We start from the raw sequence: 14952 nt of genomic DNA on the forward strand, positions 1-14952 counted from the left end.
TGCCAAACCAAGTGGTATATCATCGTCATTTTAAAGCGGATTTGTAGTAGACGATTTTAAAACTAATCATGGCCGTCCAGTAGCCCGTTCTTTTCTACAAAATATTGTGGATGTGGTTGGCTCAATTCTACCGATATATTCCTTTCTCCCAGGAAAAGCTATTGAGTATAAGAAATTTGCATCAAGTTTTAAGTAAACATTTTTATGGTTACATTTTTTAGACTAAAGTGACAGAGTTCAAGCCCTCCAAGCACACCATTTAATCACGATTACTACGGCGTAAGCAGTGATTCACTTGTACTCAATTCCAACCTCTTACCTCAGCGGGTTATTCCTGACCTTCCTTATTACCCACCGCTTGTAACTATAGCATTATGAGTTTTTTTGATTTCTATTCATCCAAGGGTGTAATATTAAATTCCACCACTATTCTCAGCTGGAGGTGAGGGAGCCTCTACAGGGATATTAGGTTTTTGAGTTTCATTAGATACAGAAGAGTAATGTGAATAATAATAAACAAGAATAATAGCAAGAAGAACAATGATAATGATTGAAATAATCCCCCTGTATTCATTTTCCCTGTCTTTCTTTTTCATAACCATCCTCAGAACATTCTAATTTTCTTTAATTATAGTATTGATTTGAGAGACAACCATGTCGCTACCACTAACTTATTTCGTAGCACCAATTCATGAAGCAAAATCGAAAACATGATGCCAATTGCCTTTAGCTCCTTAATATCATTAATAAAGAATACTTATTTTCTGGTTAATCGTCATTTTTTAATTAAGACTCCATCATGAATTAAAGAGCTAGGATAAAGGACTACTTCATCGCCTGGTTTTAAACCACTCCCTACAACCGCCTGATCCGGATTATGATGTAATATAGTTATTACCTTCTTATATGCCCTGTGCCCCTTCACAACAAAAACAGCCCAATTTCCATCAACTCTAAATAAAGCACTCATGGGTACCACAAGAGAATGAGGCGATTCAAAAATAATGATTTCCACATCTACCTTATATCCATCCCCAAGGTTCTTCCATAAGTGATGGGACGTTATTATGTCAATAATAACATTGACTCGTTGCTCCTCAACTCCAAGCGCTGATATTTTTGTATAACCACTTGGTTCAACAACTCGGACACGTCCTTCCAAAGGATAAGTACCACCCCACCGCTTTATGATAACTCTTGCATGAGGAGGAATTTTTGCTGCATCCTCACTTAATATATCAGCTACCACCTCAAGGCCCACAACATCAGCGATATCCATAATTTTTGTACCGGGCTCAATAGTAGTCTCGCTTTTTTCAATGACTCTTAAAATTGATCCCGCAACAGGAGAATGAATCTCAACCTTGTCTTGTTGACTCGTTTCATTACCAACTGTTCCTGAGAGCGATGCTTTAACTTTTAAAATATAATGCTCTGCTGCATGCAACTTTCGCAAAGCCGCATTATATTCTTTTTGTCTTAATTGATATTCCAGTTGGGTATGCTCCAACTCTGTTTCAGAAACAAACCCCTTTTTTGCCAGCGGTTGTTTTCTTTTTAAATCTGACCATGCAGTCTGGAGTGCAGCTTCAGCACGAACAGACTCTGCTTTTGCTTGTTCATACAAAGCCTCGGCAGTGCCTAACTCTTGCTCTAACTCATTTTTTGTCCGAATATCAAGCAAGACTGGAATTTTTGGCTTAATGATCGCTATTAATTCATCCTTATTTACTTTATCACCCTCTGTCAGATTAATGCGCAATAGTTCACCAGAAACCGGAGAAACAATGGTATATATTTTTATAGCGCGTGTTTTTGCATCATCTTCAATGTACTGAACAAAGTAATCAGATTTTACTTTTGCTGTTTCAACAGAAATACCTTTTTGAGAAAAGAAAAACAGAATACCAACAAAAAGCAGAATGGTTGCAAACGAGTACCAGACTAGTTTCTTCAAATTCAGGTTTATTATCTTCATCAGTCTGCTACCTTTAATACCGAGGTTAAATTGAGCTGAGCTGCTTTACGCTGAATAATATAAAAACTAATTACGCTAGAAAAAAATACAACCAGTGTTGCGATAATATAAGTTTTAGGTTCAATAACAAAAGGAATTTTAAACCAATCTGTTTGCATTAATTGCAGTATAAACCAAGATAAAAAATACCCTATAATTAATCCTAAAGGAGTGGCTATTATTATCTCAAACATGTGATTTAAAAAAAGTAATGTTGAAACTTCTCCCTGAGTAAATCCCAAAACTTGCAATGTAGTTAACTCTCTAGCCCTTTCTGCCAAAGTGATGGTAGCATTATTATAAACAACACTAATAGCAATGATGATGGCAAAACTTGCAAGAATAGTAGTAAATACAAGAATATGCTTCGCGAAAGTTTCTTCAAATGTCCTTATGATCGATGATTTGAAGGTGATAGTACCTATCCTGGGGATTTCCTTTACCTTTTTATATAAATTTTTGACATGTTTTGTGTCTACAGAAATAGCAGCTGAGCTTATTAAATGATCTTCATTTAATAAGCGGTTAAGTGCCCCAATTTCAATATAAGCAAACATTCCTACAAAGTCATTAATAATTCCTTGTACCTTTAATTGAGCTCTTGCTTTGTTCCCTTCAAGTATCTCAATATTAAGCTTATCTCCGACCGCCAAATGCAATCGTTCTGCTAACCCTTCACTAATCAACAAAGCATGTTCAGGGATATTCATTCGATTAAGATCTTTGTCTAATAAAATTTTTAGCTTTGTATTTTCCGGGATACCAAACAATGAAGACAGTTCACTTCGGTGTTGATATGTTAATCGAGCAGGTACGATGCGATAACCTTCGCTATTTGTAATTCCGATAATTTTATTTAATTCCATTAACGCTATTTTATTAACAGGATTAATAAAGCTAACGACAGCATGTTCACGTTGTGCCATTATAAATTGGGTATTTATTAGATAATGAATGGCATCTTGCCAAAATAAACCCAGTATCACAATTGCCATGGCCAATGCGATGCCTATACAGGTCAATATCGTTCGTAAAAAATGGCGAAAAATATATCGATACACCATTTTTACACTACTAGGAAGTTTGGAAAAAAACTTAACTTTTTCAAGCAAGGTTGTTCGATACATTATAGGAATTGGTGGTTTCATCGCTACTGCAGGCATGAGGTTTATTACCTGATAAATTGCGTGTAATGTTCCAAAAATAGCCGCTAGGAAACATACTCCTATCCCAATAATGGCTGCGCTATATGAAAAAATGTAGGGAAACTCAGGAAATCTAAAATATTCTGTGTATAAGTGGGTCATTAACTTACCAAACCATGCCCCTAATGACACTCCACCAACTCCTCCAATGAAAATAATAATTAAAATTATTTTTATATAGTGGTATGCAATGGTTAAGTCACGATACCCTATGGCTTTTAAAGTTGCTATTTGTTCACGCTCTTTACTTATTAAACGTCCAGTAACTAAATTTAATAAAAATGCTGCTACTATTAAAAAAACAGGAGGTATATAGGTTGCAATTATTTTTTGTTGTTTTATTTCATTAGTTACAAATCTATCGGATATTTGATCTTTTCGTGTATAGCTTATAGTCAAACCATAAGTATGGAAAATTCTTTCTAATTGAGTCATTACATATTGTTCCGAAACATTTGGTGCAAGCTTAATATTAATGTCATTAAAAGCATCCTGCATTCCAAATGAGGCACTTAATGCCTTTCGACTCATCCAAAATACACCGAAATGGCGATTATCAGGAAGCAAATCTTCACCACGGATGGCGTATACGTATTCAGGTGATAAAACAATACCAACAATTTTTAGCTTTTCTCTATATCCATTTAGTAAAGCTATAATACTATCACCAGGTTTTAGATTATGGCTCTTTGCAAAATTTTCGTTTACTAATATTTCATCCTGACGATTCTCATCAGGCAATCTCCCCTGACGTAAAAATAATTGATTAAGGCCTGTTTTATTCTTATCTGATATGGATATAAACCGACCTACCGCAGGCTCTGGCATCCAAGGTAAGTCAAGCACAACATCTTCTACTACTCTGGTTTCTACTTGGGATACCCCTGAGATTTCAGTTATTCGTTTTTCTAAATAGTTTGGTGCTCTTTCCAATAAAGCAAATACATCTGCAAAATGATAATTTGAATAAAATTCCTGTTGCGCGTTTTTTAAAGATTCATAGGTATTAATTGATGCGATTAATACACTAACTCCACTGCAAACGACTAATGCGATGGTAATAATTTGGCTCTTAAGTTTTATAACATCACGCCACAATTTTTTGTTTAATGCTTTTACCATGCTAATTCTTTTGGTTTTCGCTTGTATTTATTATTTAATACCTTACTTATTGCCCCATCTGCTATATGAATGACGCGATCAGCCATCTCACTAATCACAATATTATGAGTAATAATAACTACCGTGGTATTTAATTTTTCGTTGGCCAATGCAAGTGTTCCCAAGACAATTTTACCGGTTTCACAATCAAGTGCTCCTGTAGGTTCATCACATAAAAGTACATCGGGATTCTTAGCTATAGCCCGGGCAATTGCGACACGTTGTTGTTCTCCTCCAGATAATTGTGAGGGGAAATGATTCATACGATTTTCTAAACCAAGCAATTTAATCGCATCCTCAGGACGCATTGGATTATCTGCAATTTCAGTAACAATAGAAACATTTTCCAAAGCAGTAAGATTGGAAATGAGATTATAAAATTGAAAAACAAATCCTATATGTTCGCGCCGATAGCGGGTTAAATCATGTTGACTCGCTGAGGTGATAATATGATCTTTATAAACCACTTCACCAGATGAAGGAACATCCAATCCCCCAATAATGTTTAATAGAGTAGACTTGCCACTTCCAGATGGACCTAAAAATACGACTAGCTCTCCTTGATATAAATCCAGGCTAACGGATCGCAGGGCATGAATTGCCACTTCGCCCATTACATATGTTTTACTCAAATTGCGAATAAGAAATGCTGGAATTTGTGACATTACAAAATCCGTTTATATTATTGAATGCATTTTGTAGCGTTCAACGTCCACTGGCACCACCATGCCCTCCGTAACCGCCACGTCCTCCATAACCACTGCCATGCCCATCAGTACCAATACCAACAAGCTTTGAATCAAGATTTTTTGTTTCTGCACAAGAACAAAAAAATAATGTCATTCCTAGGAGAAAAGCTACGGCTAAGAAACTTCTAAATAATTTAATCATGATCAACATATTTCCTTATAAATCGATCTCAATTCAGAGAATGGAACTTTTTCCTTAAAACTCCTAATTAAACTAAGTTTAGCTCAAAAATAATTTTTAATCCCTATATTTTCAGATTGTTAAAAAAATAGATCCATTTGTTAGTGTAAATTCGTAACTTAAAAAGAGCAAAGCAGATTATAAATCTCTAAATTGAAATGACTATTAATTGTTAACCCTAACCTCGATTGATTTTTTGAGTTTATTAAAATTTAATCTATTATAAAAATAAGGTTTATTTACATTTCGTTCTATTCCCTGACATTCTGAGGCTTGTCCATAGAGTTTAGATATTATTCGGAATGCACCAATATTAAATTGGAGAATATGCATGGATGCACCCAAATTTTGTAGAAATTGTGGAAATAACCTAACAACAGATGCTCATTTTTGCAGTAAATGTGGTGCACCTATAGAATTAACCCCCTCTTTTCCGCAGACAAAAAGGCCATATTCAGGCCAAGAAAATCTTCAGAGATCACCTATTGTTGTTCTTATTTTAGGATTATTTTTAGGAGTTATCGGGATTCACCGAATTTATGTAGGAAAAATATATACCGGCTTAATCATGCTGCTAACATTAGGAGGGTTTGGTATTTGGTATTTAGTAGATCTAATCCTAATAGTTACTAACAAGTTTGAAGATAAAAACGGCAACTTGATTCAGCTAACCCAAAGTCAATCCTCATTTAAAAAAGCAATATTGGTAATTGGGGCAGTGTTGGCTTGGTTGTTACTATTTGTTGGTACGATTTTTATAATCGTATTATTCCTGACAAGTGGCTTGATTTACTCTATTAATCATCAACTTAATGCATTAAAGGCTGGTGATATTGAAAAAGCATACTCATATACTGCAAAAGATTTCCAGAAAGTAACATCACTCCCTGATTTTGAAAAATTTATAAACCAGTATCCATCATTAAAAGATAATGATGATGCATTTTTTAATGAGCGAATTATTGAAAATAATATGGGGTTTGTTAAAGGAACATTAACTGCAAAAGATGGTGCAAAAACCCCGGTTGAATATCGTTTAATTTGGGAAGATGGAGTATGGAAAATTTTAAGCATTAAGGTAAGTTATACTGGCGCAGGAATAGATATAAATCATAACGTATTCAAGCCATCAAGTTCGTTAACACATCAGCAACTAACATGGATCGATTTTGATAATAAAACCAATAGATACACGCTTAAATACCCGAGTAACTGGGAGTATATTAAATCAGGAAAAGGAACTGTTATCTTTAGAGGTAAAAAAGACTCTAACTCTTATCATTCAAGGATAACGATCCGTACTCTTCTTACAAAAAAAAATAAAGGTCAATATTCTACCATTCAGGAATTAAAGGATGATTTAAAAACATTAATTTTTAAGAATACCACAGAACCCAAATTATTAGATCAAGGAGAAATAGAACTGCCTCAAAATCCCAAAAAATTTCATGGGGAATATTTAATATTTACATACAAATATAAGAATCAAGAATTTAAGCAAATGGATACAGTCATTTTAAGGGAAGATGGATTAGCATTTTATATTTGGAGCTATACATCATTAATGAAACAATATAATTCAGATCTTCCAGTTGCTAAAAAAATTTATGAGTCGTGGGTAATTTATTGAGTCATCTTCATTTTTGTATCTTACATTTGCATAAAATAATACTACAGAAATAATGAACCAACATAAATATTGATAAATGAAGAAGCTAACTATTGCGATGTAAGATCCGAATAGCCCGAGAAGTAAAATAGACTTCAAATTGATAATACTCTGATTAATATGTCTAGGAGGCTGCTCCATAACATCACTTTCAGCAAGCTCCACAGCCAATGATATAGCAGTAGCACTATCGGTTACCAAGTTAATCCAAAGAATTTGAATTGGAATCAGGATAAGTAGTCTATCCAGTATTATATTAATCGTGTTTTAGCTGCACGCTATCAATGAGCATGGAAAAAAGATATTTAGCAAAAAAGTAAGCCGCTGCCGGCTTTATCAGAGCTCATTGTTAATTGCCATCATGCAAAATCGTCATATAGTCTTGCGGTAGTTAAAACAGAACACGATGATGAACATGTTTTGCCGATTAGTAAAAGATCCCTAAACTTACTTAATATGCTTGATTTAACGATAAATTATAAGAAAGCATTTACATTTTATAGTGCTCGTTTTTTGTTAATGTCCGGGTATCGCCTTCTTTGTCTTGTCTTTTTGTACCAAAAAAACCCCATAAAGATGGGATGAGACTTTTTTGGGGTGCTTGTTCAACAACACCAGAATTTTCTACCTTCTCCGGACCGAGAAAACTGTTAACCAGATACTTACCTACGGAGCTAGAAATGCCATAACTGGCGACACCAGAAAGGATTGCAGCTCCATAATTCCAACTCATATGAAAACTTCCTTTGGCTGTCTCTAAGAGTCCATGACCGAAGGCGAGAAACTGTAAACTGGTGGAAGTCATTTCTAAGATATTACCAAGCATGTTCAGGTTGTTGGCACGTAGATAGTCTGAAAGCAAATTTAAAGTGATGTGGCATAACTCTCCACCTAATGGGATCATAAGCTGTTGAACCTGCTCAAAAAGACTTAAGTAGTCGCTTGTGCTAGAGTCATACACCAATTTTAAAAGAACAACGGCATAATAAATCGCAAGAACTTTTAAGCGGGCGCTTACATGTGTATCACCCAAGCGCATAAAAAGGTATTCCGTAGCACTACGAATCCCAAGGTTATATCCTATGGATGCGCCTCCAAATGCATAGTTCCGCATTTCTTCTAACTTGCTAGGGTTATGAAAAAATAGACTATCTTTTCCATAGATTGCTTGACACATTTGTGCATCTAACGGACCAGGCATAACGGCATAGGTGGAATTTAAACAATTATCCATATCTACGCATAAGCTTGCATCTGATGATATTCTATCGAGATATGGCATTACCGAACATCCCCTGCCTTGAGAGGTATTTTGCAAATAGACACGAATAGACTCTACATCATGTAGATGTGCTAAGCCAATAGCATGCCCTATTTCATGACTAATGGTTCTAAGATTATATGCTATGAGTTTACCAGAATTGTCATAGTAATTTGAAGGAATACATACCAGACCAAATTGAAACTTTCCCGATGATGTGTATACTCGTTGCCAATATCCATTGGCTGCTTTCAGGTTGTCACAATTAGCTATTACTATACCATTAAAAACATTCGTGTTGATTTTGTCAACGTAGATGAATTTAACTGCGTTTTCACAAGACTTTTCCCATTGTTGAAGTATTTTTTGAAGCCAATTAATACTATGAGAATTTAAAGGATCAAATGAACTTTGCGAAAAACTTTTGAATGCGTCAGCCTTGACGTGCTGCGGTATAATGGATAGATCGAAAGAGTACGGGATAGTCGCAGTCTTTTGCAGCCTTGACCAATAGTGAAGTGTGGCGTTGCGGATTTCGTCAGTTGTCAGATTTCTACAGTTATTTTCTTTCATTACGGCATAATCAAGCAAAAGTCAGTACTATAACTGATAAAAATTAATAAAATATTAAGAACCATCCAGAAACCCATGTTGTTCAATAGAATATCGTTCTCAACGTTCAGAGTAGTAGAAACTGTCTTCGCTTGAATAGCCGTACACCTTGTTTAAAAGATATAATCTCGTCAACAAGGAATAATAATGGTAGGGTCATCCAAATGTGTGATGCACTAAGTCATAATATCCCAGAGACCCATGACACCATTGTATGCCACTGCTTGTCTCATGGCTTTCGTAATTTTGATGAGTTACAGGGATTTTACCCAGAACATTGTCTGCCCATCATGAAAAGTCGTTCAATTCCATTTAAGATGGATGAGGAATCCAAACAACTTGGGCATGATGCAAAGCAGCGTCTAATTTATCATCAAAAGCACAGCAGACCTGCTATGCTTGAAGCCCGAGCGTACATGGAAAATCTGCTGTCATCCAAACATGGCCATTAAGAATGTGTGTGCCCATGAAGCCTTATTTCGTTGAATAGATTTTAGAGTTTTTACTGGCAATGGATCTTTATGTTTTTCTACAGGGAGAGATGCACCAGTTAGCGCAGCCTCATTAATCATAACATTCACCGAATCGATTAGTCTAATGTCGGCGGGTACAATATTGCATTTTTTTAGAACAACGCGATCGCCAGGGCTAAGATTTTTAGCTTCGTAATTTTCCTCTTTTTTATTACTGATAATAGAGCATTAAGGTGAGAGCATTTTTTTTAATACCCTCAATGTAGTTTCAGCCCTCAACTCATGGAAAAACTCTAGAAAAGAGTTAAAAATAATAATAGTTAAAATGGCTGCAATTATAAGAATCAAAATTAAAAAAATTAGAAATTGTCGCGCTAATATGGAATACCAATGCACAGGTCTGATATCTATAAGTTCATTTAATTCCCGTTTCAGTTAATGCATGCCATGGCTTCATAATACTTTCCCTATTTAGCGGAGAGGAATTTATTTTTTTCTTGTGAATTATTCTTATTTCATTATGGTTTAAATATAATAAATTTACTTATAAAATCCTTCATGCTAAAAGTTAAAGGATGCATTCAAAATAAATATATTTCTATGAAAATATATTTCAGGAAATAACAAATGGAATTTTTGCACCGCAAAAAGATACCCCTCTTAATATTAACGATTCTAATTTGTTTTTACTTGATTGTAATACCAGGAAAATTGTCAAAAGAGCCTAAAATAACGCTGCAATCCAAATTCTCAGCTGAAATAAAATTACCTAACCCAACATACATCAGTAATAGTTCTATTGAAGAAGTATTGAAAAAACGTCGTTCCGCAAGGCTATATAAGGATGAAGCAATAACATTACAGCATGTTGCTCAATTACTCTGGGCCTCACAAGGTATAACCTCCAAAAATGGTTTTCGTACGACTCCTTCAGCAGGGGCTCTTTATCCATTGGAAGTTTATCTAGTAAGTGGGAACATAGATAAATTACCATCAGGCATATACCATTACTTACCTTCTAAACATGTGTTAAAAAAATTAAAAGATGATGATGTACGGGTCCAACTTGCTAAAGCGGCATTTAGACAAGATGCTATCGAATTAGGGGCAGTTGCTATTGTTATAGCAGCAGAATTTTCTCGCACAACGAATAAATATGGCGATAAAGGGAAGAAATTTGTTTTTATGGAGGCTGGTCACGCTGCACAAAATATTTATTTGCAATCTGTATCGTTAAATCTTGGAACCGTTTCCATAGGCGCATTTGATGAAAATCAAGTTAAGGCGATCCTGGATATTAAAGAGGAACCATTATATATTCTTCCCATAGGGAAAATTTAAAGAACATTAAATCAAGATTTATAAACAATCTAAGATTTCACTTAATAATAGGAAAAAGTAATTTTCATCAGTTTCTTTAAAAGAAATTATGGCTCATGTTCATACATGTCAACCTTGTTCTCCAACTGCACAAGCACTTTTTACGTAACTATAACCATGCTTCTGCTAAGAATTCCTTATCAGGTCGGCTTGTCCCACAAGTCATTGGCTCTGGCGCCGCGTTTCGATTCCGCGAGGTAACTTCTTATGACTCACCTAATCTTTCCAGTATTCCCGTTGTTGGATAAAGACTGCCTAGAATATAGTCCAAGTATAGCCCTGTTTTAAATAACTATGCGCCAGCAAACGTGACATTAATGTTTAAAAATTAACATTATTTTTCACCCTCCTGAGTGAGTGTCCAAATAAAAAAATCTAAACTATTCCCAACGGGTTGATTAACTTCAGATTCACCAAAATCTATTGTTGTAGAATAAGAAAATTTTTTATGTCGATATAATACATACCATGGGGGGACGAAAGGTAAGAAAAGAAGATAAAATAATCAAATAATATGTTTATCTAGTCCTTAATTAAGACTGGTTGACGCGACTTAGCAACATTCCTGTAAATAAGATTAGCTTATAACCTAAAACAATAGTATAATGGTAATTAGCTAGAAAATGTCTACTTTTACACTCTCCAAATCGTCGTTTTATTCATTTAATCCCACGCTCTGTAGTTTTAATTTTTGACCGGTTTCCGGCTAAATTCGCCTATACAGGCATTTTAATAAATATTTAAGGATACTTATGTCTCAAACAGTAAATGGGGTTGTTAAATGGTTCAACGAAACTAAAGGATTTGGTTTTATAGAGCAAGAGTGTGGCCCGGACGTGTTTGCTCACTTTAAAGAAATTGCAAGTTCCGGATTTAGGACTCTCACTGAAGGTCAACGGGTAAAATTCATTGTAACGCAAGGAGCAAAAGGTCTTCAAGCACAGAATATAATAGCCCTTTAATTCAAATAACCAATATTCTTTCTACCACTATACCTCATTGCAGATGTAGTGGTTACTTTATAGTGGCTACTTTAAGGACGATACCGTGAGACAAAATAAAATTTATGTAGGCAACCTACCCTTTGGAATTACCGAAGCGGCATTACAAGCAGAGTTTTCTAAATACGGTAAAGTAGAGGAACTTCTTTTAATAAAAGATCGTTTTACTGGCCACGTCAAAGGATTTGGCTTTATAACCTTTAGTACCCAGCAAGAAGCTGAATCCTCTTTAAAAATGAATGGGCAATTGCTGGTGGGGCGTGCATTAAAAGTAACTATGGCCCAAGTGAATTACACCTCGCGCGTGCGTCATCGATAAGTTATTTTAGGTTTTCCACGTATCCTACAGTAAGTACCAGCAATCAAAAACAGAAGCAAATTCTTTCTGTCAATTTAAAAATATCGTTCCAAGTTGCCCACCGCATAGTGCTCAAATTCTCTGCCTATAGATTGTAAACCCAAAATGTTTTGTACGGATCTTTCTTAATTAAGTGATTGGTTCGAGCCTGTGGTAATGAATAATATATTATTGATTTATATATTTATTTTATGCTAATTTCAAAAATAAATAGACCAATAAAGGAGCACACTCAAAATATAATTAACACTAAATTTTATTGCAAACCATTTGTTTTAATTTAAGGGATAAGATTTACAGGAGAGTAACATGTTTGAATATATCATACAAAAAGCAAAAATCATTTATCTTTATTTTTTTGCCTATAGAAAATATGAGTTTATCAATAGATGTAATATATTATTAAATCAATTTTTTGACAAAATTGAAGAGATAGAGCCTGAGTATGTGAGTCATTTTAACTGGGATGAACTTAAAGATGAGTTTAAAACTGATATCTTTAATCTTATCTCCACTGATAACTGGACAGTTTTTCATGATATCGTTGTTAATTTGAATGAAGAATCTTTAACTAAGATTACTGATTTTGCAGCAGAAACATTTGTAATTGTCTTATTAAGAGAAAATACCGCTGAACTTTTATCTCAGATAAAGGAAGAATTAAAACAAAAAATAGACAAAAAAAGCTTTATTGCATTAAATAAAATTTTCAATTTGTATTTAGAATTAAAATCCCTGTATGAAATCAATTCACTTGAATCTCCTACGGAAGCTCTTATCATCACCAAAACTGTTTTTGAAGCATTTTTAAAGTCTTTCATATCAGAACCTCTGGTGAATAAATGGTTGAGTATATTACAAAAGCCAATTGCATCTAATGAACCTACTCTCCCGTTACGCTTTAAATATCTTGAATTTGAAGGTTATACCTTGCAACCAACACCTCCTCATATTAAAAATGCAGCAATATATGAAAATCCACAACAAGAGCAATTTATTTTTAAAAAAGCCAAGCACTTAGAAGATATTTTAGCAAGCACAATTGCGAGTGCTATAGCCCATCCACTTTGTTCAAGCATATTGCCGACTCAGGCCGTTTGTTCAGATAAAGATAGTGTATTTCTAACTCAGCCATTTTTGGCTAATTTAAAAACTATCGTTCCCAGACATCTGGATTTTATTACCTCCCGAAATTCTCTATTTCAAAGCGGACAATTATTTTCGAAATTTCAAAATGAAAAATATAAAGAAGATAGTCAATTTTTGACAGAATTTTGTCATATTATTGCCACGAGTTTTTTAGTGTCAGATTGGGATTTGCATCTTGGCAATATAGTATTAAATAAAAAACATCTTTATAAAATTGATCATGATTGGGCTTTAGATGAATTAGGGCAAATTAAGATTTTATCATTTTTTGCAAAACGAAATATTTTAAATACTGTTTATCAAGATCGATTTCCCCCAAGTAATGCATTAAGAGATTATCAGTATCTATTTAATACTCATGAATTTTTTGATGCATTGAGAAACATTGCAGACAAAGCCGAGCAAACTTTAAATACAACTCTAGTAAATGTCCATAATACATTGTTGAAAACATTAATTCTCTTTACAGAAGAGGAAAAACATACTGCCTTAAATGGGTTAATGGTTAGGCTCGGCGGCCAATTTACTGATAACCAGTATCAGCTTGACAATTGGTGTGAAGATATTGTCAATACTATTGGCAAAGGCTTGCAACATCGTATTCATTGTATGAGATTAATGGCCATTTGTTCTGAACTTCATAATCTTGAAGATACTTTTGAGATTGAAAAACAATTGCATGTGATCCAGGAGTATTTGCTACAAAATGATAAAGAGTTGACTATAGGGTATAAAATTATCCCCCTGGAAGCTCAAACACTAATTAGACAGGGTTTAAGAAAACTGACGATGGAAAACGTGAAAACTAATTGTGATATTTTGGCTAAATGGTTTTTGGCTGATAATATCTATCAATTTAAATTTTTCCAATCAGAAAAACAGTCTGAGGCTCATGAGTTAGAACCTGGTTGTGGCCATCAAGTTGGCATATAAAAAGATTTTGTCTTACAAGGAGCACAAAGGGGGCGTTTTTTGGTCGGCTACTAACTCTTATTTTGAAACGAAACAGTCCAGTTTTTTCTTTGATCTTCAGACAGTTGTTGACAGCAGATCACTGGCGATGATGTAACCGATTGGAACCATATATAGCCCACATTAGTGAAGCATAATGTAGGCTATACATACTATTTAATTTAGCTTACCAGCCCAAAAGGTAGGTTAATAGAAATATAATTGTTACCTTGCGATACCACTGTACCACCCAAAGCATTAGTGAAGTTATAAGATATAGAAAATACAGGGCTTGTAAATACATTAGATTGGTAGCTACATGTTACAGTGCCTGAAGTGCTATTATAAGTAGTGGTTAGAAAAGTATAGCTTGTTAAGTCAGCTGGGATATCTTGTATGGTTCCCGTCGAAATAAAATATGCTTGATATGGTGTAGCATAATTTATGCTTGCAGTACCATATCCCCCTATATAGCTACCAAAGTTTGTTATGAAATTTGTGTTGTTTTGTTGATAAGATGTAGCAGGACAATTAACAGTAATATTATTATAGGCGGGAGGATTGTTTGCTATTGCTATTCCGTGTGTTAGAATAAAACTTGACCCTAATAATATCCAACTTAACGAAAAAATTTTTTTCATGGTAGATCCCTCTATAATTATAATTTATTGGTAACTAACATTTATTAATGTCAAGCTTTGATTTTTAATTAGAATCTTTTATTTGTCAAATATTAAGGCGTGTTGACCATTCATCTCCACCCCAGGAAGTCCACAATTAAATCT

Annotated in this window: 17 protein-coding genes; 7 read left to right on the forward strand and 10 right to left on the reverse strand. The window is 34.4% G+C overall.

From position 1 onward, the window contains the following. Positions 1-413 precede the first annotated feature (413 nt). The 5 genes from EKG34_RS16815 to EKG34_RS16835 form a co-directional block, all read right to left on the reverse strand. The gene (locus EKG34_RS16815; RefSeq protein ID WP_003636507.1) at positions 414-596 is read right to left on the reverse strand and encodes a hypothetical protein; all 183 of its coding nucleotides are present in this window, start codon (positions 594-596) and stop codon (positions 414-416) included. A gap of 179 nt (positions 597-775) precedes the next feature. Continuing rightward, positions 776-1978: an efflux RND transporter periplasmic adaptor subunit gene (locus EKG34_RS16820; protein ID WP_003636505.1), complete on the reverse strand. Its 1203-nt coding sequence runs from the start codon at positions 1976-1978 to the stop codon at positions 776-778. Beyond that, entirely contained in the window at positions 1978-4344 is a 2367-nt protein-coding gene (locus tag EKG34_RS16825) for an ABC transporter permease (RefSeq protein ID WP_003636504.1), read from the reverse strand. Before EKG34_RS16825 ends, EKG34_RS16820 begins: the two co-directional genes overlap by 1 nt. After that, positions 4338-5048, reverse strand: a complete 711-nt coding sequence (locus EKG34_RS16830; protein ID WP_003636502.1) for an ABC transporter ATP-binding protein — start codon at positions 5046-5048, stop codon at positions 4338-4340. Before EKG34_RS16830 ends, EKG34_RS16825 begins: the two co-directional genes overlap by 7 nt. Positions 5049-5088: 40 nt before the next feature. Further along, a complete protein-coding gene (locus EKG34_RS16835; protein WP_003636500.1) occupies positions 5089-5274 on the reverse strand; it encodes a hypothetical protein in 186 nt (61 codons plus the stop codon). Between the two features lie 370 nt (positions 5275-5644). Between EKG34_RS16835 and EKG34_RS16840 the strand changes: the two genes are divergently transcribed. Next, positions 5645-6943, forward strand: coding sequence for a DUF4864 domain-containing protein (locus EKG34_RS16840; protein WP_003636497.1), 1299 nt, complete (start codon positions 5645-5647; stop codon positions 6941-6943). Here EKG34_RS16840 and EKG34_RS19040 read toward each other — a convergent pair. Further along, a complete protein-coding gene (locus EKG34_RS19040) occupies positions 6893-7243 on the reverse strand; it encodes a cation transporting ATPase C-terminal domain-containing protein (RefSeq protein ID WP_080619665.1) in 351 nt (116 codons plus the stop codon). The genes EKG34_RS16840 and EKG34_RS19040 overlap by 51 nt on opposite strands. A gap of 229 nt (positions 7244-7472) precedes the next feature. Further along, a complete protein-coding gene (locus EKG34_RS16850) occupies positions 7473-8816 on the reverse strand; it encodes a zinc metalloprotease (RefSeq protein ID WP_003636495.1) in 1344 nt (447 codons plus the stop codon). A gap of 203 nt (positions 8817-9019) precedes the next feature. Here EKG34_RS16850 and EKG34_RS16855 point away from each other — a divergent pair, with 203 nt between their 5' ends. Continuing rightward, a complete protein-coding gene (locus EKG34_RS16855) occupies positions 9020-9307 on the forward strand; it encodes a hypothetical protein (protein WP_003636493.1) in 288 nt (95 codons plus the stop codon). Here the strand turns inward: EKG34_RS16855 and EKG34_RS19045 are convergent. Further along, positions 9287-9550: a P-type ATPase actuator domain-containing protein gene (locus EKG34_RS19045; RefSeq protein ID WP_080619664.1), complete on the reverse strand. Its 264-nt coding sequence runs from the start codon at positions 9548-9550 to the stop codon at positions 9287-9289. The genes EKG34_RS16855 and EKG34_RS19045 overlap by 21 nt on opposite strands. 6 nt (positions 9551-9556) lie before the next feature. After that, positions 9557-9763 (reverse strand): cation-transporting P-type ATPase, encoded by a 207-nt coding sequence (locus EKG34_RS19050; protein WP_080619663.1) that lies wholly within the window; start codon positions 9761-9763, stop codon positions 9557-9559. A 192-nt stretch (positions 9764-9955) separates the two neighbouring features. Here EKG34_RS19050 and EKG34_RS16870 point away from each other — a divergent pair, with 192 nt between their 5' ends. The 5 genes from EKG34_RS16870 (at position 9956) to EKG34_RS16890 (ending at position 14149) form a co-directional block, all read left to right on the forward strand. Next, on the forward strand, positions 9956-10669 hold the full coding sequence (locus EKG34_RS16870; RefSeq protein WP_003636485.1) for a SagB/ThcOx family dehydrogenase: 714 nt from the start codon (positions 9956-9958) through the stop codon (positions 10667-10669). 95 nt (positions 10670-10764) lie between these two features. Beyond that, entirely contained in the window at positions 10765-10956 is a 192-nt protein-coding gene (locus tag EKG34_RS16875) for a hypothetical protein (protein WP_012979257.1), read from the forward strand. Between the two features lie 504 nt (positions 10957-11460). Continuing rightward, positions 11461-11670, forward strand: coding sequence for a cold-shock protein (locus EKG34_RS16880; protein ID WP_003636483.1), 210 nt, complete (start codon positions 11461-11463; stop codon positions 11668-11670). A gap of 85 nt (positions 11671-11755) precedes the next feature. Next, the gene (locus EKG34_RS16885; RefSeq protein ID WP_003636481.1) at positions 11756-12028 is read left to right on the forward strand and encodes an RNA recognition motif domain-containing protein; all 273 of its coding nucleotides are present in this window, start codon (positions 11756-11758) and stop codon (positions 12026-12028) included. Between the two features lie 348 nt (positions 12029-12376). Then, positions 12377-14149 carry a hypothetical protein gene (locus EKG34_RS16890; RefSeq protein WP_003636479.1) on the forward strand — a complete coding sequence of 591 codons (1773 nt, stop codon included), beginning with the start codon at positions 12377-12379 and terminating at the stop codon, positions 14147-14149. Positions 14150-14349: 200 nt separating this feature from the next. Here the strand turns inward: EKG34_RS16890 and EKG34_RS16895 are convergent, their stop codons facing one another. Next, the gene (locus EKG34_RS16895; RefSeq protein WP_003636477.1) at positions 14350-14808 is read right to left on the reverse strand and encodes a hypothetical protein; all 459 of its coding nucleotides are present in this window, start codon (positions 14806-14808) and stop codon (positions 14350-14352) included. Positions 14809-14952 lie beyond the last annotated feature (144 nt).

This window comes from Legionella longbeachae (genome assembly GCF_004283175.1).
Classification (GTDB): domain Bacteria; phylum Pseudomonadota; class Gammaproteobacteria; order Legionellales; family Legionellaceae; genus Legionella; species Legionella longbeachae.